The sequence below is a fragment of the Pseudonocardia sp. DxW genome (assembly GCF_058448985.1).
In genome coordinates this window covers 1-21,767 of the sequence record NZ_JBZFLK010000020.1, presented here as the reverse complement: position 1 = coordinate 21,767, position 21,767 = coordinate 1, and the positions used below count along the sequence as shown (strand labels likewise).

Sequence of the window (21,767 nt, the reverse complement as noted above, 5' to 3'; positions counted from 1 at the left end):
CCGCACCCGACATGGTAGGCGTGTTCGTTATCGTCGCGCCGTGCTGCTGGTCTGCCGGTTCACCGTGTCGCCCGACGAGGCCCCCCGTTTCACCGCGCGCGCCGCCCGCGCCCTGGAGCTGCTCGCCGCCCAGCCGGGCTGCCGGGGCGGCGAGGCGGGCCGAGCGATCGAGGACCGGCAGCAGTGGGTGCTGACGGTCCGTTTCGACTCGGTCGACGCCTACCGGCGGGCGCTCGGGCCGTTCCCGGTCCGCGAGCACGTGCACCCGTTGCTGGCGGAGGCCGACACCACGACCGAGTCGACGCACGAGACCCTGCTGTCGGTGGCTCCCGGCGCGTCCGTCGCCCACCACCCCTCGCTGCTCGGCTGAGCCGGGCGGCCGGAATCGGGTCATGCGGGGCCGGTAATCTGTAGAACCCACCTTGCGAATCCGCGGGTGGGCATTCCCGAATCCCGGACCTGGAGTACCGCCAGTGGCCAGCAAGCCGACCTCCGCCAAGATCGAGACCATCGTCGCGCTGACCAAGCGTCGCGGATTCGTCTTCGCCTCCGGGGAGATCTACGGCGGTACCCGGTCGGCGTGGGACTACGGTCCGCTCGGCGTCGAGCTCAAGGACAACATCAAGCGCCAGTGGTGGAAGACCATGGTCACCGGCCGCGACGACGTCGTCGGCCTGGACTCGTCGGTCATCCTGCCGCGGCAGACCTGGGTCGCCTCCGGGCACGTCAACGCCTTCACCGACCCGCTGGTCGAGTGCACGTCGTGCCACAAGCGCTACCGCGCCGACCAGCTCGCCGAGGAGTTCGCCGAGCGCAAGGGCCGTGACCCGGAGGCCGCCGACCCGAACGACCTGTCCGAGGTGCCCTGCCCGAACTGCGGCACCCGCGGCCAGTTCACCGCGCCGCGCGAGTTCAACATGATGCTCAAGACCTTCCTCGGCCCGGTGGAGTCCGAGGAGGGCATGGCCTACCTGCGCCCGGAGACCGCCCAGGGCATCTTCGTCAACTTCCTGAACGTGCAGACGACCTCGCGCAAGAAGCCGCCGTTCGGCATCGGCCAGATCGGCAAGAGCTTCCGCAACGAGATCACCCCGGGCAACTTCATCTTCCGGACCCGCGAGTTCGAGCAGATGGAGATGGAGTACTTCGTCGAGCCGGGGCAGGACGAGGAGATCCACCAGTACTGGATCGACGAGCGCACCCGCTGGTACACCGACCTGGGCATCGACGGCGCCAACCTGCGGCAGTACGAGCACCCGAAGGAGAAGCTCTCCCACTACTCGAAGCGCACCGTCGACATCGAGTACCGGTTCAACTTCACCGGCCAGGAGTGGGGCGAGCTCGAGGGCATCGCGAACCGCACCGACTTCGACCTGACGACGCACTCGAACCACTCGGGCGTCGACCTGTCGTTCTACGACCAGGCCACCGACACCCGCTACCGGCCGTACGTGATCGAGCCCGCGGCCGGCGTCGGACGGTCGATGATGGCCTTCCTGATCGAGGCCTACACCGAGGACGAGGCGCCCAACGCCAAGGGCGGCGTGGACAAGCGCGTCGTGCTGAAGCTGGACCGCAGGCTCGCCCCGGTGAAGGCCGCGGTGCTGCCGCTCTCGCGCAACGCGGAGCTGTCGCCGAAGGCCCGCGATCTCGCGGCGCAGCTGCGGAAGAGCTGGAACGTCGACTTCGACGACGCCGGCGCGATCGGCCGCCGCTACCGCAGGCAGGACGAGATCGGCACGCCGTTCTGCATCACGGTCGACTTCGACACCCTGACCGACCAGGCCGTGACCATCCGGGAGCGGGACTCGATGGCCCAGGAGCGGGTCGCGCTGGACCAGGTCGAGACCTACCTGGCCACCCGCCTGCTCGGCTGCTGACCGGCCCCGCACGACACGGATCGGCCCCCGCCCGTGGGTACGGGCGGGGGCCGATCTGCGTGCCGCGGGTGCTACACCGGCTCGGGCAGCAGCCGCTCCACCAGGTCGGACAGCGTGATGATGCCGATCAGGTCGCCGTCGGACTCCACCAGCGCCAGGTGCGCACGCTGCTCGCGCATCGTGTTCACCGCCGCGTTGTAGCGGGTGTCCGCCGGGAGCGTGAGGACGGGCCGCATCAGCTCGCGGGCCCGGGTGCCGGGCTCGCGGGTCAGCGTGTCCCGCACGTGCACGTAGCCGATCGGGGTGTCCCCGTCCCGGACGATCAGCCGCAGGTGGCCGGTCCGCCGGGCGGTCTCCTGGACGGTGCTGGCGTCGTCGTCAGCCGCCACCCCGGAGGGCTCGTGCGCCAGCTCGCTCAGCGGCGTCCGCTCCAGCTCCAGCGCGGTGACCAGCTGGTCGCGCCGCTCCTGGTCCAGCGCACCGGTCTTCGCCGAGTGGTCGACCAGCTCGCGCAGGTCGTCGGCGTTGCGGCCGGAGGCCATCTCGTCGACCGGTTCGACGCCGACCGCCCGCAGGCAGCGGTTCGCCAGGCCGTTGAGCAGCACCAGGATCGGCCGGGTCAGCACCATGAAGCCGCGCATCGGGATCGCCAGCATGATCGCCGAACGCTCCGGGTGCGAGATCGCCCAGGACTTCGGCGCCATCTCGCCCACCACCAGGTGGACGAAGGTGACCACGATCAGCGACAGGATGAACGACAGGACCGCGGCGATGCCGGAGGCCAGCCCCCATCCCTCCAGCACCGGCCGCAGGGCGTACTCGACGGCCGGTTTCGCGACCGCACCGAGCCCCAGCGTGCACAGCGTGATGCCCAGCTGGGAGCCGGCCAGCAGCAGCGACAGGTCCTTCGCGCTGCGCAGTGCGGCGCGCGCCGACGCCGAGGTCTGCGCGGCCTCCTCCAGCCGGTAGTTCCGGGCGGCGACGAGTGCGAACTCCACCGCCACGAAGAACGCGCTCAGCCCGACCAGGGCGATGGAGACGACGATCGAGGTGACGCTCATGCCCGCACCTCCTGCTCATCGGCCCCGGCGGGCTCGGTCCACACCAGGTGCACCGCGGACGGGACCCGCCGGTCCACCTCCTGGACGCTGATCCGCAGCGCCCGGGGCGGGTCGTCGGGGCTCTCGGCCGGGATCATGACGACGATCTCGTCACCCGGCTCCGGGAGCCGCTGCAGCTCGGCCATCACCAGGCCGCCGACGGTCTGGTAGTCGCCCTCGGGCAGCTCGGCGTCGATCAGCCTGCCGACCTCGTCGACGTGCCGGTCGCCCGGCACCACCCAGCCGTCCTCGGCCTGCCGGGCCTGGTCGGTGCCCGCCTGGTCGTGCTCGTCGGTGATCTCGCCGACCAGCTCCTCGGCCACGTCCTCGACGGTGATGACGCCGGCCAGGCCGCCGTACTCGTCGAGCACGCAGGCGAGCTCCTCGCCCTCCTCCCGCAGCCGGGCCATCACCTGCGGCAGCGGCAGCGAGGACGGCACCAGCACCGGCGCCCGCATCAGCTCCGAGACCAGGACGTCGGCCGCGCCGCGGCCACCCAGGTCGGTGCGCTCGGACAGGGCCAGCACGTCCTTGAGGCAGACGACGCCGACCAGCTCCATCGCATTGTCCGGGTCGGCCGCGTCGGGCGGCGTCCCGAGCACCGGGTAGCGGGAGTGCTGGACGGCCATCTGGCCGATCAGGCTCTCCACGGTGGCGTCGTCGCGCACCCAGGACACCCGCGGGCGCGGGATCATCGCGGCCCGCGCCGTCCGGTCGGTGAAGTCGACGACCCGGTCCAGCAGGACGGCGAACTCCGGGGCGAGATCGCCCGAGTCGCGCGAGTCGTCAATGATCGCTTCCAGGTCGCGCGGGGTGGCCGAGTGCTCGACGTCGTGCACCGGCTCGATCCGCAGCGCGCGCAGCAGCAGGTTGGACGCGGCGTCGAACAGCTTGATGATCCAGCCGAAGATCGCCAGGTAGGTCTTCGTGGACAGCGCCAGCCAGCGCGCCACGGGCTCCGGCCGGGCGATCGCCAGGTTCTTCGGGAACAGCTCACCGAAGACCATCTGGACGACGGTGGCGAGCAGCAGCGCGAACGTGATGCCGATCGCGACGCCGATGCCGCTCGGCACGTTGACCACGCCGAGCAGCTCGCCGATGCCGTTGCCGATCAGCGGCTCGGCGACGTAACCGACCAGCAGGCCGGTCACGGTGATGCCGAGCTGGGCGCCGGACAGCATGAACGAGGTGCGCCGGGTGATGTCGAGTGCGCGGATCGCTCCGGTGTCGCCCTCGGCCGCCTTGGCCTTGAGCCGGGAGCGGTCGACGGCCATGTAGCCGAATTCCTGCGCCACGAAGTAGCCGGTGAGTGCGGTGATCGCCAGGACCACCAGGATGCCGAGCAGAATTCCGAGGATCGTGCCGATCACCGGAGCGTCACCGCCCGGCGGTCGGGCCCGTGGGTACGGGCGGGAACGAGGGCGATGCGGGGTCGCCGTCCGGGTGTGTGCCGGACGGCGCCGGGACTGTCGCTGGGGTCCATGACTCCTGACTCGCGATCGGATGTGTCGTCGACGCGTACAACGCGTGCCGGAATAGTACGGTTCCGCGCCGCACTCGTCGTGTCGGCCTCCTCACGTGTCTCCGAACTGTGACTCGGCCCCGTGACCCGGCCCTGTGACCCGGCGGCGGACCCGGAAGGTCCCCCGGCGCCGCCGGCCGCGCTCCCCTCCGGAACATGTCGGTCCCCGTCGCTACCCTGGCGGCCGTGAGCACCGGTCCGTCCCAGCCCCCCGCCGATCCGCGCCGCGCGCTCGGCGCCGCCCTGAGCCGGTGGGCGGCCGGCGGAGCGCCCGGGATCGGCGTGGTCCGGGTGCTGGAGCGGCACGGCTTCGGCTCGGTCGAGTCCGGCCAGCTGCTGGCCGGCACCCCGGCCGGCGAGCTGGCCGGCCTGCTCTACCTCGGCGCGCTGGACGACGCGGCCGGTCCGCTGGCCGCCGAGGCGGCCGCGGGTGCGGCGGCGGTCCGCGACACCCGGGTCGCCGAGTCCTCCGCGCTGGAAGCCGGGCTGGCCTGCGCCGGCGGCGCCACCCTGCTCGGGCACCCGCTGCCGCCCGGCCCGGCCGCGGCACTCGGCGAGGCGCTGGAGGCGGCCCGCCCCGCGGCCCTGCTGTCCACCCTCGACGGCACGTCCGCGCTGGTGCTGACCGGGCCCGACCTGGCGACCGGGCACGGGTCGCTGGGCGCGCCCGCGGTCGACGAGGCGGCCACCGCCGCGGCCCGCGCGCTGCTGCGCCGCGGCGCCACCGCCACCGAGCAGAGCGATGCCGCGGGCACCCCGGTGCTGGTCGACGTGTGGGTGCCGGTGCCGTCGCTGCTGGTGGTCGGCGAGGGTGCGCTGGGCGCCGCGCTGCACGCGCAGGCCGGGCTGCTCGGCTGGTCGGCGCGCACCGTCACCACGGTGGCCGACGCGCAGGCCGCGGTCGCCGCCTTCACCGACGCCGACGTGCTGGTCCTGCTCGACCACTCCCCGGCGTTCGACGCGATCCTGCTCGAGGGACTGGCGCACGGCCGCGGCTTCCTGGGCGCGCTCGGTTCCCGCCGTACCCAGGCCGCCCGCCGGGAGCGGCTGGCCGCGGCCGGTGTCGACGACGCCGGGTTCGCCGCGATCCACGGCCCGGTCGGGCTGGACCTGGGCGCCCGCACCCCGGCCGAGACGGCGGTGTCGATCGTCGCGCAGGTGATCGCGCTGCGGGCCGGCCGGTCGGCGTCGGCGCTGGCGGGCTCGACCGGACGGATCGGCGGATGAGCGCAGCCTCCTCCCGCCGCGGCCTCGGCGGCGCGGCACCGGTGGCGCCCGGCGGCCCGGCCCGCGGCCGCCCGGCCCCGGCCCGCGGCCCGGTCCGGACCGGGATGACCTGGGGGGCCCGGCTGCTGGTCGGCGGGCTGGTGATGCTGATCGCCGTCGTCGGCGTGACCGCGCTGCGGGTCTGGCAGGTCGCCCGGGTCGACGACCAGCGCCCGGTCGACGCGGTCGTCGTGCTGGGGGCCGCCCAGTACAACGGGGAGCCGAGCGCGGTGCTCGCCGCCCGGCTGCGGCACGCCGCCCAGCTCTACGCCGACGGCGTCGCCCCGCGGATCGTCACGGTCGGCGGCGGTCGCACCGGCGACCGCTACACCGAGGCCGAGGCCAGCCGGGACTGGCTGGTCGCCCGCGGGGTCCCGGCGTCGGCGGTCGAGGCGGTGCCGGAGGGCGCGGACACCCTCGGCAGCCTGCAGGCGGTCGCCGCGAGCGCCCGGTCGCAGGCCTGGTCGTCGGCGCTGCTGGTGTCCGACCCGTGGCACAGCCTGCGGGCCCGCACGATGGCGCGGGACGCCGGGCTGGAGGCGTGGACGTCGCCGACCCGCAGCGGGCCGATCGTGCAGACCCGGGAGACCCAGCTGCGCTACATCTACCGGGAGACCGGGGCGCTGCTGTTCTACGCGCTGACCCACGCCTCGGTCGACACGGCGAGCTCCGGGCAGGGCTGAGGCCGTGGCCGAGCTGCCGGAGCTGTCCGGGCCGCCCGGGACACCCGGGCCGTCCGTGCTGCCCGGGCAGGCCGGGCCGGCCGGGCCGCCGGGGATCTCGTCGGTGCCCCGGCCCGGTGTCGCGCCGTCCCCCGGGTACACCCCGGCCGACGCCGAGCGGCGCCATCCCGAGCCGCCCAAGGGATCCGGCCTGGGGGAGCGCGGCCGGGTGGAGCGGCGCAGCCCGTTCTCCCGGGACCGCGCCCGGGTGCTGCACTCGGCGGCGCTGCGCCGGCTCGCCGGGAAGACCCAGGTCGTCGGGCCGGGGGAGGGCGCCGAGGTCACCGGCATCCCACGCACCCGGCTGACGCACTCGCTGGAGGTCGCCCAGATCGGCCGCGGCATCGCCGAGGAGCTCGGCCTCGATCCGGACGTCGTCGACGCCGCCGGCCTCGCCCACGACATCGGCCACCCGCCGTTCGGGCACAACGGCGAGCGCGCGCTCGACGAGGCGGGCGCCGCCTGCGGCGGGTTCGAGGGCAACGCGCAGACGCTGCGGATCGTGACCCGGCTGGAGCCCAAGGCCCGCTCGTCGGACGGGCGCGGCCCCGGCGGGCTCAACCTGACCCGGGCGACCCTGGACGCCGCCACGAAGTACCCGTGGGCCCGGCGCGGCGCCGAGCGCAAGTTCGGCGCCTACGTCGACGACCTGCCCGCCCTGGAATGGGTGCGGCTCGGCGCCCGGCCCGGCGCGCGCTGCATGGAGGCGCAGGTCATGGACTGGGCCGACGACGTCGCCTACTCGGTGCACGACGTCGAGGACGCGGTGCTGGCCGGCCGGATGGACCTGGCCGTGCTGTCCTCGCGGTCCGAACGGGAGGCGCTCGCCGCGGAGGCCGCCCGCCGGTTCGGCACCGACGCCGAGGCCTGCGCCGAGGCGGCCGCGCAGCTGAACGCGCTGCCGGTGGTCCGCGCGGTGCACGGCTTCGACGTGCGCACCGCGGGCGGCGACGACCTGGTCGCCATGAAGCGGATGACCAGCGAGCTGGTCGGCCGGTTCGCGCTCGCCGCCACCGACGCCACCCTCGACGCCCACGGCGACGCGCCGCTCGCCCGGCACCGCGCCGACCTGGTCGTGCCGGTCGAGGCGCAGGCCGAGGTGGTGCTGCTCAAGGAGCTCGCCACCCGGTACGTGATGAGCGACCCGCAACGGCTGGCGATGCAGGCCCGGCAGCGCGAGCTGCTGCACGAGCTGGTCGCGACGCTGGTCGCGCGCGGGCCGGCCGGGCTCGATCCGGTCCGCGCCGAGGACTGGGCCGTCGCGCCGGACGACCGGGCCCGGCTGCGGGTGGTGCTCGACCAGGTCGCGTTGCTCACCGATCAGCAGGCCGTCGCGTGGCATCGGAGGGCATGCCGGTAGGTGCCCCGCGCCGCCGAGCGGCCTGAGCTGCCGGCGCGGTGGTCCGACCGCCGGTGCTCAGACGCTCCCGACGAGCCCGGCGTCGTCGACGACCGGACGACCCCCCTTGACGACCGCGTGCAGGGCGTGTACCGGATCGGCCAGCACGGTGACGTCGTCGAGCGGATCCCCGTCGACGACCAGCAGGTCCGCGTGCGCACCGGGGGCGACCAACCCGAGCTCGCCCTCGGCGCGCAGCAGCCGGGCGGCCGTCGTCGTCGCCGAGCGCAGCACCTCGGCCGAGGACACCACCCGGGCCCGGATGCGGAACTCGGTGGACTGGTGCTGCTGCATCTCGCCGAGCAGGTCGGTGCCGAACACGACGTTCACCCCGCCCTCGGTGGCCAGCCGCAGCGCGTCGAGACCGCCCGCGAGCACCTGGCCGATCTTGCGCTGGGACGCGACGGGCAGGCCGTGCCGGGCGCCTTCGGCCTCGAGCCGGTCGTAGGTCACCAGGGTCGGCACGAGGTACGCGTCGTGCTCGCGGAACAGCGCCACGCTGCCCGCGTCGATCAGGTTCCCGTGCTCGATGGACCGGACCCCGAGCCGCAGCCCGCGATCGACGGCGCGGGCGGTGTAGGCGTGACCGAGGACGTAGCGGTCGGCGGCCTCGGCCTCCTCGACGATCGCGCGGATCTCCTCGTCGGAGAACTGGGTGGAGTCGACGCGGTCGGTCGGGGACGCGACCCCACCGGAGAGCATGACCTTGACGTGGTCGGCGCCGGTGCGGAGCTGGTCGCGGGCTGCGCGGCGGACCTCGCTCACGCCGTCGCACACGACGCTCAGGTGCGGGCAGCAGGCGTGCCGGTCGAGCACCTGGGTGCCGGGGCCGCGTACGTCGCCGTGCCCGCCGGTCTGGGACAGCGCCTTGCCACCGAAGTACAGCCGGGGACCGACGAACAGGCCCCGGTCCAGCGCCTCGGCGAGCCCGTGGTCGGCCCCGGCGGCGTCGCGCACGGTGGTGAACCCGCGGGCGAGCATGCCGTGCAGCAACCGCTGGGCGTGCGCGGCGACCAGGTACGGGGAGGTGTCCCCGAGCGTGGCGAGATCCGCGGTCGACGCGGTGACGTGCACGTGCGCATCGATCAGGCCCGGCAGGACCATCCGGCCACCGGCGTCCAGCCCGTCCGCGCCGGTTCCGGCCGTGCCCGGCGGTGCGATCCCGGTGATCCGTCCCTCGTGGAGCAGGATGTCGCGCGGCTCGCTGACCGTCGCCGATCCGGGATCGACGACGCGGGCGTTGCGGACGGCGGTCAGCACGGGGGACAGGTGCACGATGCCTCCAGCGACACGTTGCGACGACGTGACTGCAGTATATGTTGCAGATGACGACGAAAGCGAGGGGCGACCGGATGGCCGATCTGCGGCGGTGGCTGGACGGCCTGACCGGTGAGCGGTCGCTCGGCCGCGGCGTCCGCGCGGTGCTCGACGCGGCGGCGGCCGATCCCGAGCTGTGCGCCTACGCCTCCACCCACACGGTCGCCCGGGCGGCGGGGGTGAACCCGGCGACCGTGGTACGCGCCGCCCAGGCCGTGGGGTTCCGGGGCTGGCCGGACTTCGCGACCGAGCTGCGCAGCCGCTACCTGTCGTCGCTGGCCGTCGACCGGATCTACGACCTGTACGCCGGGCCCGGCGGCGGGACGGGTGGTGACGGTGCGCCGGGCCGGCCGGGCGGGCCCGACGGTGGGACCGGTGACGGGGCGCCGGGCGGGTCCGCGGGTGGCGGCGTGCCGGGCGGGCCCGGGGACGGCGTCGGTGACGGCGTGCCGGGCGGGCCCGCAGGTGGCACCGGTGGCGGGCCGCCGGGCGACGATCCGGGGGACGTGCTGCACCGGGTTGTCGGGCACGACGTGCACCTGCTGCGCACCATGCTCGCCGGCGTCGATCCGGCGGCCGTGCACCGGGCGGCCGAGGTCATCCGCACCGCCCGCCGGACCGTCGTGTTCGCCACCGGCACCTATGCCGCCCCGGGAATCCAGCTCGCGCACGTCGCACAGATGATCGGGCACGACGTCACGGTCCAGAACGGCGCCGCGACGGCGATGCTGAACAGTGCGCGGCTGCTCGGTGCCGGCGACTGCTTCCTGACGTTCAGCCTGTGGCGCACCTCGGTGGCGGTCCGTCGGACGGCGGAGGTGGCCCGCCGGGCCGGCGCGACCGTGGTCGCGGTGGTCGACCGGCGCTCGGCGGTCGCCGAGCTCGCCGACGTCGTGATCGCGGTGCCGAGCGAGGGGCGCGGGTTCGTGCCGTCGATCGTCTGTGCGGTCAGCGTCACCCAGACGATCCTGCGGCTGCTCGCCGACGCCGAGCCGGCTGCCACCCGCGCCCGGCTCGCCGAGCTGGACGAGCTGTGGGAATCGCTGGGGGTGGTCGAGGACGAGTGACCGCGGGGGCTTCACTGCAACGAACATTGCAATTACGATCCCGCCATGTCCGCGCTGAACGTCACCCTGCTGGTGGTCTATCTCGGTTTCATGGCCGTGGTGGCCCTGCGGTTCTCCCGGGCGTCGGCGATGCGCGACGGCGAGGACTTCGTGCTCGCCGGCCGCTCGCTGTCGACCACGGTGCTGGGTGCGACCATGCTCGCCACGTTCGTCGGCAGCGGCTCCATCGTCGGCGGGGCGAACTTCGTCTACACCTACGGTCCGATCCCCGGGTTGTTCTTCTTCGCCGGCACGCTGATCGGCATTCTCTGCCTGCTGATCCTGGTCACGAGGGTCCGCACTGGCGGCTTCCGGACCGTGCCGGAGCTGTTCCAGGAGCGCTACGGGACGGCCGCCCGCTACGTCGGCACGGTCATGATCATCATCGCATTCGTGGGCATCACGGCGTACCAGTTCACCGGCGCCGGATACATCATCTCGCTGATGGTGCCGGTCTCGGAGACCCAGGGCGCGGTGGTGGCCGCCGTGCTGGTCACCGTCCTGTCGATGTCCGGCGGTCTGAAGTCGGTCGCCTGGACCGATGCGCTGTCCTCGGCGCTCGTCGTCCTCGGCCTGTTCGTGTGCCTGGTCTACCTGTTCGCCACCGACGTCGGCGGCCTCGGCGGCTACGTCGACCGGCTCGACCCGGCGCTGAGCACGATCACCGGCGGCCTGCCGCCGCTGGCGCTGCTCGGCTACTTCCTGCCGGTGTTCCTGCTGATCCTCGGCGACCAGAACATGCACCAGCGCCTCTCCGCGGCGCGGGACTCGCGGACGGCGGTCCGGGCGACCCTGCTGTTCTTCGGCGGTGCGCTGCTGATGATCACCCCGATCGTGCTGCTGGCCTCGACGTCGAGCTTCCTGCTGCCGGGCATCGAGGCGGACACCGCGGTGCTCGCGCTCGCCGGTGGGGACCTCACGCCACCGGTCGTCGGTGGGCTGCTGCTGGTCGGGGCGTTCGCGCTGATCGTCACGACCGGCTCGTCCTACCTGCTCACCAGCTCGGCGAACATCGTCTACGACCTGGTCTTCCTGGGCAGGCCCGAGCGCGCCGGGGGACGGCTCGGGGTCGCCGTCGGGCGGTCGTCGGTGCTGCTGCTCGCCGTGCTGGCCTTCGTGATGGTCCAGTTCTTCCCGACGGTGCTCGAACTGCAGATGTACGCCTACACGATGTACGGCGCGGCGCTGACCCCGGTGATCCTGGCGGCGCTGTTCTGGCGCCGGGCCGGCACCGTGTCGGCGATCGCGACGATCGTGGTCGGGGGTGCGGTGACCGTCGCGTGGGAGGTGTCCGGCCGGGCGTCGGAGCTGAACTCGGTCGTGGTGTCGCTGCCCGCGGCACTGGCGACCCTGGTGGTCACGGCGCTGCTGTTCCCCCGCCGGGTGGCGCCGGCCGAGGAACCCGCGGCGGCCTGATCCGCCGGGATCAACCGGCGCGGGTGTCCGCCCGTTGCCGGCTGCGCGTCCACGGCCAGGTGATCAGGCACCACCCGGCCACCACCAGCGTGAACTCCACGAGCAGGTACCACGGCCACGGGCCCAGCAGGTCGAGCAGCGACGGGTTCGACGGCTTGTGGTTGAGGAACCCGTAGTTGGTCCCGAGCGAGGAGTTCACGCTGAACGCCACGACCGCCCAGCCGACGGTCGCCGCGACCGTCGCGCGCATGCCGCGCCAGGTCGGCCGGATCCCGACGCCCCAGGTCAGGTAGACCGCCGCCCAGGTGACGAACAGGTGCAGCGCCCAGAAGTCCAGGAACTCGATGCGCGGGAAGTCCGGCGAGTCCAGCGCCGGGGTGAGGAGGGCCTGCGGGGTGAGCGTCAGGCCCCAGTAGTAGGTCAGCGCGCAGGCCCACCAGCGGTGCGTCCACAGCGCGTACGCCGCGGCCACCCAGCTGAGGTCGCTGAGCTGCAGCGGCAGCGAGGTGTAGAGGTCCCAGTTCTCCGGGAGCAGCCGCCGGACCTGCATCGACAGCTGGACGCCGACGATCACCAGCGCGAACACCCGGCCGGTGGTGACCTGGGTGGCGGTCCCGCGCATCCGCCGCCCGGCGAGCACCAGCAGCACGGCGACCGCCGCGCCGATCGTCAGCGCCGTCCAGTGCGTCGTGCCGTAGGGCACGAAGACGTCGTCGTCCGGCTGCACGCCTCCGCTTCTACCGGTGTGCGGGCCGGGCCGCCACCCGGCGGCGCTCAGCGCAGGCTGACCGCCGGGAGCATCGCGTCGGCGTCGGTCGGGACCGAACGGTCCGGGCAGCTGCCCAGCACCCGGGCGATGGCGTCCCGCTCGGCGGCGGTGACCCACAGGTCGTACCTGGCCTTCACCGCGACCTGCCGCGCGACGTAGGCGCACCGGTAGCCGGTGTCCGGCGGGAGCCAGGTGGCGGCGTCGCCGTCGCCCTTGCGGCTGTTCGTGGGGCCGTCGACCGCGATCAGGTTCAGCGGGTCGTTGCCGATGTGCTCGCGGGCGGTGGCGTCCAGCTGCTGGGCGCCCTTCTGCCAGGCGTCCGACAGTGCGACGACGTGGTCGATCTGGACCCGCTCGCTGGTGCCCTGGCCGCGGGTGAACGAGATCGTCTGCCCGGTGTAGGCGTCGCGCAGGGTGCCGGTCAGCACCACACAGTCGTTCGTCCCGGCCTTGAACGTCTCCCGGTCCATGTCCCGGGCGAGCACCTGGTTGCGCTGGTCGCAGCCGTCCCGGTCGATGTCGGCCCAGCGGCGGCCGAACTCGGTGCGGGCGTACCCGGTCTTCGGTGCGCGGCCCTTGACCTCGAGGGTCCCGAGCACGGCGAGGGCGTTCCCGGCCGCCTCGGCGCCGTTGGTGCCGCCGGTCCCGCCCGACCCGTCCGCCCGGACCGCGCCACCCGCCGCGTCCGCGTCGCCGGCGGGAGCCCACCGGGCCGTGCCGCGCTGGCCGTGCGGGCCGTCCGGGTCGGTGATCTCGGTGTCCACGGTCGGAGTGCCGGGCCCGGCGGCCCAGACGTCCACGAACGATCCGGGGGCACCACACCCGGCCAGCACCAGAACCGCCGCCAGCACCGCGACGACATCGACCCGAGCACGCACCCGACGATGATCGCGATCGCGAACGCCGGGACCGCGCCGGACACGCCGGGGGATTCTTCACGCCGGCCGCCCGGTCGCACACGGACCGTGCGCGCAGCCGCGCCGGGACCGCTCGCGCAGCCGCGCGCAACCGTGTCGTGCAGGCGTTTCGAGCCGCCGGTCGGGCGGCGCTCGGTCCGCCGGCCGGGTTCGGGCCCGGCGCCGGACCGCGTCGTGAGACAGGTCACGAGCGCGGCCGTCACGAATCGCCGGCCCGTCCCGTCCCACCGGTGACCCGTCCGCACGAACCCGGGAGGTTCCCGTGCCCCGCATCCCCGCCGTCACCGACGCCGACGCAGGCCCGCTCGGCCGTCTCGCCTACCGCATCGCCCGCCGCCGCTACGGGTCCGTGCCCGAGCCGTTCGCCGTCGCCCGGCACCATCGCCGGCTGTTCTGGGCGTCGGTGGTCAGCGAGCTCGGCTGGGAGCGGGCGGCGACCCTGCTCCCGGCGGGCGTCCGGGAGATCGCCGTCTACCGGACGGCGACCGTCGTCGGCTGCTCCTGGTGCGTCGACTTCGGCACCATGCTGCAGCGGCTCTCCGGCCTGGACGTGGACCGGCTCAGGCACATCGACGAGTACCCGACCAGCCCGCACTTCAGCCCGGCCGAGCGGCTCGCGATCGGCTACGCCGACGCGATGACCGCCCAGCCGATGACCGTCACCGACGACCAGGTGGCCGAGCTGGAACGGGAGTTCGGCCGGGCCGGGCTCGTCGAGCTGACCCAGATGATCGCGGTCGAGAACATGCGGGCCCGGGCCAACCACGCGCTCGGCATCACCGACCAGGGATTCGACGCGGCGTGCGCGGTCCCGGCCGGTCACCGGAGCTTGGACGGGTCCAGCACGCCGTAGATCGCGACGATCCGGCCGTCCCGCACCGCGACGGCGGCGGCCGCCGCGGGCGGGTCGCCGTCCGGGCCGGGCAGCAGCCAGCCGGGGGCGCCGTTGACCGTCGCCGGGCGCAGCCGGGCGGGCAGGTCGCCGCGGCCGGCCAGCCCGACCAGCAGCCGGGCCACCTTCGCCGGGCCGTGCACCGGGTGCAGGGCGGCCCGGACGGCACCGCCGCCGTCGGAGACGAACACGACGTCCGGGTGCAGCACCTCGGCGACGGCGCGGGCGTCGCCGGTGGCCAGTGCGGCGCCGAAGCGGGCCAGGACGCGGGCGGCCTCGGCGTCCGGGACCGGTGGCGGAACGGGCGCGTCGGCGAGCACCTGACGGGCCCGCGACGCCCGCTGCCGGGCGGCGGCCTCGGTACAGCCGAGCACCCCGGCGATCTCGGCGAACGGCAGGTCGAGCGCCTCGTGCAGGACGAACGCGACCCGCTGGTCGGGGGAGAGCCGTTCGAGCACCAGCATCGCGGCCATCCGGACGTCGTCGGCCCGCAGCACGGCGTCCAGCGCGGGATCGGCCCCGCCGACGACCGGTTCCGGCAGCCACGGGCCGACGTGCTGCTCGCGGCGGGCGGCGGCCGACCGGAGCCGGTCCAGGCAGAGCCGGGCGACGGCGGTGGTCAGCCAGCCGCGCAGGTCGCGGACCGCGCCGGGATCGGGCAGCCGGGACAGCCGCAGCCACGCCTCCTGGGCGGCGTCCTCGGCGTCGGCGAGGCTCCCGGTGATCCGGTAGCCGACGCCGACCAGGTGCGGCCGGTGCGTCTCGAAGGCCGCGGCGAGATCGGACACCCCGACGACGGTACGAGGGATCGGGCCCGGGCGGGTCGTGGGACGGACCCGCCCGGGCGGTGCCGGTCGGTGCACGCGGGCCTGCGGAGGAGATCGCTGGTCGGGCCGGAGCCGGTGCCGGCCGCCCGCCGGCCGGCGGCGCCCGGCGGGCCGGACGCCGTGCTGCGACCCGGGTGGACGGGGCCGGGTGCCGACCCGGACCGGCCGGCGCCCGCGCCCGCTCGCCCGCCGCGGGGCCGTGCCGGTGGGCCACGGCCCGGAGGCGGCGACGACCGCCAGGAACTCCTCGTCGAAGACCGCGTCGATCCGGGGCCCGATGCCGTCGGCGTCCCCGGGGGCCGGGATCGTCGTGGGCGTCGGTGCGGGATCGGCGGTCACCTCCACCACCTCCCTCACGTCCGGTCGCTGCGGGCGACCGGGATCAGGCGTTGATCTGCGTGCGGTCGGTGGAGTGCCCGGACGCGATCGCGATCGTGCGCGGCTTCGCCGACTCGGCGACCGGGATCCGGATGCGCAGCACCCCGGCTTCGTACGAGGCGTGGATGTTGGCGGTGTCGAGGTTCTCGCCGAGGAACAGCTGGCGCGAGTAGACGCCGTAGGTGCGCTCGGAGGCGACCCACTCGACCTGGTCGGCGTTGGCGGCACCGGCCGGTCGACGCTCGGCCCTGACGGTCAGCGTGTTGCGCTCGACCGACAGCTCCACCGCGTCGGGGTCGATGCCGGGAAGATCGAACTCGACCACGAACTCGTCGCCGTGGCGCCAGGCGTCCATCGGCATCGCGGCCGGCCGGGACCAGGTCCCGCCCGCGTCGAGGGCCTGCGCGGCGAGCCGGTCCAGTGCGCGGAACGGATCAGTCCGCATCAGCATGTCGAACCACCCCTTCCCAGCGGCCGGTCGGGGCCCGCGCCAGCGGAACCGCGGTCCGGCCGACTGTGTCGTGTCTCCTTCTCCGATGGTCAGAGCCGGTGTGCTCTGACGTAACTCAAGTCTGCACTATAGATTTTCGACTGTCAAGGCTGCCGATCCGATGGTGCCGTCGTCCCGCTCGATCCGCCGAGGTCCTCGATCGCCCGCCGCAGCCGGTCGACCTCCGCGTGCGCCGCGTGGAGCTGTGACTCGCTCGCGGTCAGGTCCGAGCGCAGCTGGTCGATGCAGGACGCCGACTCCAGGGAGTGTCCGTCGTCGAGCAGCTCGCGCAGCCTGGCCGCGTGTTCGAGCTGGCGGCGGGAGTAGCGTCGGTGTCCGCCCGTCGAGCGGTGCGGGCTGACGATGCCCGCGCTGTCGAGGCTGCGCAGGAAGGCCGGCTCGACGTCGAGGACGTGGGCGGCCTCGCCCATCGCCATCGACGGGTAGTCGGGGTCGTCGAGCCGGTCCAGTCCCATGCGTCTCCGTTCTCCCGGTGATGTACCGGTGGTGAAGTTGCCGATGAGGTAAATCTACCGCTACAACTATAGATAACGTCGTGTCGGTGACGTGCTGGCGAGGAGGAGGGGATGGCGAGGGTGTTGCGGGCGGTGCTTCCGCTGCTGGTCCTGGCCGCCGCGGCCGCGGTGTTGTGGGTGGTGCTCGGTGCGAGGACCCCGGTGGAGTGGATCGACCGGGGCGAGGACGTCGTGTGGGTGGTGGCGGCCCTGGTGCTGATCCCGCTCGCGACCGCCGTGCTGGCCGTGTACGACGAGTGGGCCGCCGCCCGCCGGAACCGTGCGGAGCCGGACCGGCGGGTGGCGCGACCGGGCCGCGACCTGACCGCGGTCTGAGCCGGGTCTGAGTCCGGTCTGAGCGCGGCCGGGCCGCGGTCGGGCCGCGGTCGGGCCGCGGTCGGCCCCGCCCGTGCGGGTGAGGCCCGGGTCTCCTCGGCTTGCCACCTCGTTAGCAACGCGATGGAGTGGGTCGGTGACCCGTTCCCGCTGGCTGGTGCCCGCACTGAGCGTGCTGTTCGTCCCGCTCTGGGCGTCCGGATTCATCGCGGGCAAGATCGCCACCGGCCATCTGGAGGTCCCCGCGGTCCTGCTGTGGCGGTTCGTGATCGCGCTGGCCGTGATGCTGGCGGCCGCGGCGGTGCTGCGGCCCGCGCTGCCGGTCGGCCGGGCCTGGCCGCATCTCGCCGTCACCGCGCTGCTGCTGCAGGTCGGACAGTTCTCGTTCGTCTACTCCGGGCTCGCCTCCGGGGTGCCCGCCGGGCTGTCCAGCCTGATCCTCGGCATGGCGCCGCTGCTGGTCGGGCTGCTCACCCCGCTGCTGCTCGCGACCCGGCTCGGCCCCGCTCCGGTGATCGGCCTGCTGATCGGGGCGACCGGCGTGTACGTCGTCCTGGCCGACGACCTCGGCGGCGGCCTGGGCTGGAGCGTCGTGTTCCCGGTGCTCGGCATGCTCGCGCTGACCGCCGGGACGCTCTACCAGAAGCGGTTCAACGACCGCACCCCCGTCGTGACGAGCGTGGTCGTGCAGATGGCGACCTCGCTGGTCGCCACCCTGGCGGCGTTCCCGTTCCTCGGGGTGGCCTGGCTGCCGCCGACGGCCGGCGGCTGGCTGGCGGTGGTCTGGCTCGGGGTGATCAACTCGGCGGGCGCGTTCGTGCTGATGTTCCTGCTGCTGCGCTGGCGGTCGACGGTGTACGTGTCGTCGCTGCTGAACCTGGTGCCCGCGACGACCGCGCTCACCGCGGTCCCGGTGCTGGGGGAGCCGCTCACCGCGCAGGCGGTGCTCGGCCTGGCGATCGCGCTGGTCGGGATGTTCGTCGGCCTGGGCAGGTTCCCCGGGCGGTGGGGCCGGGACCGGCCGGGACGCGACGCCGAGCCGGTAGCGGCGGGGGCCGCCGTCCCACCACCCTGACCGGGCGCGCCTAGAATCGTCCCCGTGGCGGGACGGATCCGGGACTCAGACATCACCGAGGTCCGCAACCGCACCCGGATCGAGGAGATCGTCGAGGAGTACGTGGCGCTGCGCCGCGCCGGCGCCGGCTCGCTGAAGGGCCTGTGCCCGTTCCACGACGAGAAGTCGCCGTCGTTCACGGTCCGGCCCTCGCACGGCACCTTCCACTGCTTCGGCTGCGGCGAGCACGGCAGCGTCATCGACTTCATCATGAAGATGGAGATGGTCGGCTTCCCCGAGGCGGTCGAGCGGCTCGCCGACCGGTGCGGCGTCCGGCTCACCTACGAGGGCGGCGGCTCGTCGGTGCAGCGCGACCGCGGCACCCGCAGCCGTCTGCTGGAGATCAACAAGAAGGCCGCCGAGTTCTACGCCGAGCAGCTGCGCACCCCGGCCGGCCGGGCCGCCGTCCAGTTCCTGGCCGAGCGCGGGTTCGACGACGCCGCCGCCGAGACGTTCGGCTGCGGCTACGCCCCGGCCGGCTGGGACACCGTGACCAAGCACCTGCTCGGCCAGGGCTTCCAGCTCGAGGAGCTGATCAAGTCCGGGATCTCCAAGGAGGGCAGGCGCGGCGCGATCGACCGGTTCCACCGGCGGCTGCTGTGGCCGATCCGCGATCTCGGCGGTGACGTCGTCGGGTTCGGGGCGCGGCGGCTGTTCGACGACGACGGCATCGAGGCCAAGTACCTCAACACCTCCGAGACGCCGGTCTACCGCAAGACGCACGTGCTGTTCGGCCTGGACCTGGCCAAGCGGGAGATCGCGAAGTCGCGGCAGGTCGTCGTCGTCGAGGGGTACACCGACGTGATGGCGATGCACCTGGCCGGGGTGCCGACCGCGGTCGCGTCCTGCGGGACGGCGTTCGGCTCCGAGCACGTCTCGGTCATCCGCAGGCTGATCGGCGACGACTCGTTCGACCGCGGCGAGGTCATCTACACCTTCGACGGCGACGCCGCAGGTCAGAGCGCCGCGATGAAGGCGTTCGAGGGGGACCAGAGTTTCGCCGCGCAGACCTTCGTCGCCGTCGCCCCGGACGGGCAGGACCCGTGCGACCTGCGCAACAACCACGGCGACGCGGCCGTCAAGGACCTGGTCGCCCGGCGCGAGCCGCTGTTCGAGTTCGCGATCCGCACCGAGCTCCGCTCGCACGACCTCAGCTCGGCCGAGGGCCGGGTCGCGGCGCTGCAGCGCACCGTCCCGCTGGTCGCCCGGATCAAGCGAGAGGACCTGCGCGACGAGTACGCCCGCCGGCTCGCCGGCTGGGTCGGCTGGGACGACATCGCCGTCGTCGTGCGCCGGGTGCGGGAGACCGCGGGCGCCCCGGTCGAGGGCCGGTCCCGGCGCCGGGCCGCGCCGCCCGCGCCGCCCCGCGGCGACGCCCGGCTGCACCTGCAGCGGGAGGCGCTGAAGGCGGCGCTGCAGATCCCCGGCGTCGTCGGGCCCGGGTTCGACGAGCTGCCCGAGGCCGGGTTCACGCACCCGCAGTTCGCGGCGGTGCACCGGGCGATCATGGCCGCCGGTGGGGTCCAGTCCGGGCTGGACGGCCCGGAGTGGCTCGACGCCGTTGTCGCGCAGGTGGCGACCGAGGACGTGAAGCGGCTGGTCAGCGAGATGGCGGTGGAGGATCTGGAGCTGCCCAAGCGGAACACCGACGAGGTGCGCTACGTCAACGGCGTGCTGGCCGGGGTGCGGCTCGGCCTGGTCGAGCGGGAGATCGCCGACCTGAAGTCGCAGCTGCAGCGGACCAACGCGACCACCGACGTCGAGGAGTACAACGAGCTGTTCGGCGTGCTCGTCCCGCTCGAGCAGTACCGGATCGCGCTCCGCGAACAGGCATCGGGGGTGGCGTCGTGACGGGGCTGTGGAGCCGGTTGTTCGGCCGCGATCCGGTGCCGGACGCGGTCGCGGACAACCTCGCCGACGAGGAGGCCGTCGTCGCGACGGCCGAGGTGTCCGGCGGCGGGATGCTCGTCGTCACCTCCTGGGGGGTGTGGCCGCCGTCCGGTGAGCGGATCGGCTGGCACGAGATCGCCAAGGCCGCCTGGGACAAGACCTCGCTGGTGGTGACGCCGACGGTCGCCGAGCAGGTCGGGCCGGCCGTCGAGCTGCTGACCGACTCCCGCCCGGTCCGGTACCGGCTGACCGAGCCGGGGAAGGTGCCGCAGGCGGTGCACGAGCGGGTCACCCAGTCCATCCGCACCCGCAACCGGCGCGAGCTGCCCGGGGGAGGGGCCTGGGTGCTGCAGCGCAAGGTGCCCGGCCGGGACGGGCTGGTCCTGCAGGTCCGTCCGGACGCCGGCACCGACCCGGTCGCCGCCCGCCGGCTCGCCGAGGGGCTGGCGGATCGGCTGCCCGGAAGCCCGTGAACCCGACCTGGGAACCGGCGCTCTACCGGGCGTTCGACGATCACCGGTCGCGCCCGTTCGTCGATCTCGTCGCGCAGATCGGGCCGCTCGATCCGGCCCTGCCCCGGGTGGTCGACGCCGGGTGCGGGCCCGGCCACCTCACCGGGCTGCTGGCCGCCCGGTTCCCCGGTGCGGCCGTCGAGGCGTTCGACTCCTCGCCGGAGATGGTCCGTGCGGCCCGCGCCGCAGGCGTCGACGCGGTACCGGCCGACGTCCGCGAGTGGACACCGGCGCCGGACACCGGGGCGATCGTCAGCAACGCGGTGCTCCAGTGGGTGCCCGGGCACGACGACGTGCTGCGGCGCTGGCTGGCCGCGCTCCGGCCGGGCGCCTGGCTCGCGGTGCAGGTGCCGGGCAACTTCGGCGCACCGTCGCACGTGCTGATCCGGGAGCTCGCCGCGCAGCCGCAGTGGCGGGACCGGCTCGCGCTCCGCGCTGCCGGGACGGTGCTCGATCCGGCCGGCTACGCCGAGCTGCTGTCCGCGGCCGGCGCCGACGCCGACGTCTGGGAGACGACCTACCTGCACGCGCTGGACGGCGACGATGCCGTCCTGCGCTGGATCGAGGGCACCGCGCTGCGGCCGGTCCGGGACGCCCTCGACGACGCCGGCTACGCCCGGTTCGTCGGTGAGCTCGCGCCCCGCCTGCGGGCGGCCTACCCGCCGGGTCCCGACGGCCGGACCCGTTTCCCGTTCCGCCGGGTGTTCGCGGTGGCCCGGCGCCGCTGACCCGCGCCGCCGGCCCGCGTCAGCTCTCGCCGTCGCGGCGCTCGCCGCCGATCCTGCCCACCACGTTCTCGACCCCGGCCTGCGCGACGCCCGCGGCGCCCTGGACCGCGGGATGATCGACGGTGCGATGGTAGGCGCGGACGAGCTGCTCGTAGCGCTCACGCCCGGCTCTGGTGCCGAGGACGTACCCGACGGCAACCCCCACGAGGAACCTGACCATTCCCCTCACCTCCCGACCGCGACCGTACCCGGACCGCCGGGGACCGTCGTGCGGCACCCGGATCCCGGCTCGACCTGCGGTAACGGCGGCCGAACGGGGGGTTGCCGAGGCGCTCCGGAGCGTGTTGTAGAGTCCTGTCCGTCGCCGGGACGAGGGTTCGGGCGGCGTGAACGGTCCTCCGTAGCTCAATGGCAGAGCACCCGACTGTTAATCGGGCGGTTATTGGTTCGAGTCCAATCGGAGGAGCACTTCCCGCAGGTCAGCCGGTCAGTCGGTCAGTACTCAGACTGATCGGCTTCTTACTTTCCGCTTACATTCCTGCTTTCCCACACCTCGGCCGCCGCCAGGGCTGTCACTGAGCCTTTGCCAACCTGATCATCCGTTGGCGATCATGAGGGTCTGAACTGCGGCGACGAGCTCGGCGGCCCGGCTCGGGCAGGACCGGATCTTG

The 21,767-nt window shown here is 74.0% G+C and carries 22 protein-coding genes and 1 tRNA gene; 14 read left to right on the top strand and 9 right to left on the bottom strand.

Annotation, left to right across the window (positions count from 1 at the left end):
• The first annotated feature begins 40 nt into the window (after positions 1-40).
• Complete coding sequence (locus ACVJO7_RS26220; protein ID WP_491675080.1) at positions 41-370, top strand: antibiotic biosynthesis monooxygenase; 330 nt, start codon at positions 41-43, stop codon at positions 368-370.
• 103 nt (positions 371-473) lie between these two features.
• Entirely contained in the window at positions 474-1,880 is a 1,407-nt protein-coding gene (locus ACVJO7_RS26215) for a glycine--tRNA ligase (RefSeq protein WP_344020162.1), read from the top strand.
• Between the two features lie 71 nt (positions 1,881-1,951).
• Here ACVJO7_RS26215 and ACVJO7_RS26210 read toward each other — a convergent pair whose 3' ends face one another.
• On the bottom strand, positions 1,952-2,941 hold the full coding sequence (locus ACVJO7_RS26210; RefSeq protein WP_491675079.1) for a hemolysin family protein: 990 nt from the start codon (positions 2,939-2,941) through the stop codon (positions 1,952-1,954).
• Positions 2,938-4,350 carry a hemolysin family protein gene (locus tag ACVJO7_RS26205; protein ID WP_491675078.1) on the bottom strand — a complete coding sequence of 471 codons (1,413 nt, stop codon included), beginning with the start codon at positions 4,348-4,350 and terminating at the stop codon, positions 2,938-2,940. The genes ACVJO7_RS26210 and ACVJO7_RS26205 overlap by 4 nt, the downstream gene beginning before the upstream one ends.
• 338 nt (positions 4,351-4,688) lie before the next feature.
• On the opposite strand from ACVJO7_RS26205, the gene ACVJO7_RS26200 reads away from it, so the two are divergent.
• From ACVJO7_RS26200 to ACVJO7_RS26190, 3 genes are all read left to right on the top strand, one after another.
• Positions 4,689-5,729: an XdhC family protein gene (locus ACVJO7_RS26200; RefSeq protein WP_491675077.1), complete on the top strand. Its 1,041-nt coding sequence runs from the start codon at positions 4,689-4,691 to the stop codon at positions 5,727-5,729.
• Between the two features lie 104 nt (positions 5,730-5,833).
• Positions 5,834-6,451: a YdcF family protein gene (locus tag ACVJO7_RS26195; protein WP_491675168.1), complete on the top strand. Its 618-nt coding sequence runs from the start codon at positions 5,834-5,836 to the stop codon at positions 6,449-6,451.
• A 103-nt stretch (positions 6,452-6,554) separates the two neighbouring features.
• Positions 6,555-7,850: a deoxyguanosinetriphosphate triphosphohydrolase gene (locus ACVJO7_RS26190; protein ID WP_491675167.1), complete on the top strand. Its 1,296-nt coding sequence runs from the start codon at positions 6,555-6,557 to the stop codon at positions 7,848-7,850.
• Positions 7,851-7,907: 57 nt separating this feature from the next.
• Here the strand turns inward: ACVJO7_RS26190 and ACVJO7_RS26185 are convergent, their stop codons facing one another.
• A complete protein-coding gene (locus ACVJO7_RS26185; protein WP_491675076.1) occupies positions 7,908-9,164 on the bottom strand; it encodes a metal-dependent hydrolase family protein in 1,257 nt (418 codons plus the stop codon).
• A 77-nt stretch (positions 9,165-9,241) separates the two neighbouring features.
• On the opposite strand from ACVJO7_RS26185, the gene ACVJO7_RS26180 reads away from it, so the two are divergent.
• Complete coding sequence (locus ACVJO7_RS26180) at positions 9,242-10,273, top strand: MurR/RpiR family transcriptional regulator (protein WP_491675075.1); 1,032 nt, start codon at positions 9,242-9,244, stop codon at positions 10,271-10,273.
• A gap of 45 nt (positions 10,274-10,318) precedes the next feature.
• On the top strand, positions 10,319-11,728 hold the full coding sequence (locus ACVJO7_RS26175) for a sodium:solute symporter family protein (protein WP_491675074.1): 1,410 nt from the start codon (positions 10,319-10,321) through the stop codon (positions 11,726-11,728).
• Between the two features lie 10 nt (positions 11,729-11,738).
• Here ACVJO7_RS26175 and ACVJO7_RS26170 read toward each other — a convergent pair whose 3' ends face one another.
• Complete coding sequence (locus ACVJO7_RS26170; RefSeq protein ID WP_491675073.1) at positions 11,739-12,455, bottom strand: YwaF family protein; 717 nt, start codon at positions 12,453-12,455, stop codon at positions 11,739-11,741.
• Between the two features lie 47 nt (positions 12,456-12,502).
• Complete coding sequence (locus ACVJO7_RS26165) at positions 12,503-13,375, bottom strand: HNH endonuclease family protein (protein ID WP_491675072.1); 873 nt, start codon at positions 13,373-13,375, stop codon at positions 12,503-12,505.
• 301 nt (positions 13,376-13,676) lie between these two features.
• On the opposite strand from ACVJO7_RS26165, the gene ACVJO7_RS26160 reads away from it, so the two are divergent.
• Complete coding sequence (locus tag ACVJO7_RS26160) at positions 13,677-14,267, top strand: carboxymuconolactone decarboxylase family protein (RefSeq protein WP_344020141.1); 591 nt, start codon at positions 13,677-13,679, stop codon at positions 14,265-14,267.
• Here the strand turns inward: ACVJO7_RS26160 and sigJ are convergent.
• The 3 genes from sigJ to ACVJO7_RS26145 all read right to left on the bottom strand — a co-directional run bounded on the left by sigJ (position 14,234) and on the right by ACVJO7_RS26145 (position 16,477).
• A complete protein-coding gene (gene sigJ, locus ACVJO7_RS26155) occupies positions 14,234-15,472 on the bottom strand; it encodes an RNA polymerase sigma factor SigJ (protein WP_491675071.1) in 1,239 nt (412 codons plus the stop codon). The genes ACVJO7_RS26160 and sigJ overlap by 34 nt on opposite strands.
• Before the next feature lie 43 nt (positions 15,473-15,515).
• Complete coding sequence (locus ACVJO7_RS26150) at positions 15,516-15,962, bottom strand: Hsp20/alpha crystallin family protein (RefSeq protein WP_344020137.1); 447 nt, start codon at positions 15,960-15,962, stop codon at positions 15,516-15,518.
• A gap of 143 nt (positions 15,963-16,105) precedes the next feature.
• A complete protein-coding gene (locus tag ACVJO7_RS26145) occupies positions 16,106-16,477 on the bottom strand; it encodes a helix-turn-helix domain-containing protein (protein ID WP_344020135.1) in 372 nt (123 codons plus the stop codon).
• A 111-nt stretch (positions 16,478-16,588) separates the two neighbouring features.
• Here ACVJO7_RS26145 and ACVJO7_RS26140 point away from each other — a divergent pair, with 111 nt between their 5' ends.
• The 5 genes from ACVJO7_RS26140 to ACVJO7_RS26120 all read left to right on the top strand — a co-directional run bounded on the left by ACVJO7_RS26140 (position 16,589) and on the right by ACVJO7_RS26120 (position 21,096).
• Positions 16,589-16,852, top strand: coding sequence for a hypothetical protein (locus ACVJO7_RS26140; RefSeq protein ID WP_491675070.1), 264 nt, complete (start codon positions 16,589-16,591; stop codon positions 16,850-16,852).
• Positions 16,853-16,988: 136 nt separating this feature from the next.
• On the top strand, positions 16,989-17,927 hold the full coding sequence (locus tag ACVJO7_RS26135) for a DMT family transporter (RefSeq protein WP_491675069.1): 939 nt from the start codon (positions 16,989-16,991) through the stop codon (positions 17,925-17,927).
• A gap of 24 nt (positions 17,928-17,951) precedes the next feature.
• Positions 17,952-19,817, top strand: coding sequence for a DNA primase (dnaG, locus tag ACVJO7_RS26130; RefSeq protein WP_344020129.1), 1,866 nt, complete (start codon positions 17,952-17,954; stop codon positions 19,815-19,817).
• On the top strand, positions 19,814-20,329 hold the full coding sequence (locus tag ACVJO7_RS26125; protein WP_358482731.1) for a hypothetical protein: 516 nt from the start codon (positions 19,814-19,816) through the stop codon (positions 20,327-20,329). The genes dnaG and ACVJO7_RS26125 overlap by 4 nt, the downstream gene beginning before the upstream one ends.
• Positions 20,326-21,096 carry a trans-aconitate 2-methyltransferase gene (locus tag ACVJO7_RS26120; RefSeq protein WP_491675068.1) on the top strand — a complete coding sequence of 257 codons (771 nt, stop codon included), beginning with the start codon at positions 20,326-20,328 and terminating at the stop codon, positions 21,094-21,096. Before ACVJO7_RS26125 ends, ACVJO7_RS26120 begins: the two co-directional genes overlap by 4 nt.
• A gap of 19 nt (positions 21,097-21,115) precedes the next feature.
• Here ACVJO7_RS26120 and ACVJO7_RS26115 read toward each other — a convergent pair whose 3' ends face one another.
• The gene (locus tag ACVJO7_RS26115; RefSeq protein WP_358482736.1) at positions 21,116-21,316 is read right to left on the bottom strand and encodes a hypothetical protein; all 201 of its coding nucleotides are present in this window, start codon (positions 21,314-21,316) and stop codon (positions 21,116-21,118) included.
• 174 nt (positions 21,317-21,490) lie between these two features.
• On the opposite strand from ACVJO7_RS26115, the gene ACVJO7_RS26110 reads away from it, so the two are divergent.
• Positions 21,491-21,562, top strand: a tRNA-Asn gene (locus tag ACVJO7_RS26110).
• The last annotated feature ends 205 nt before the right edge of the window (positions 21,563-21,767 follow it).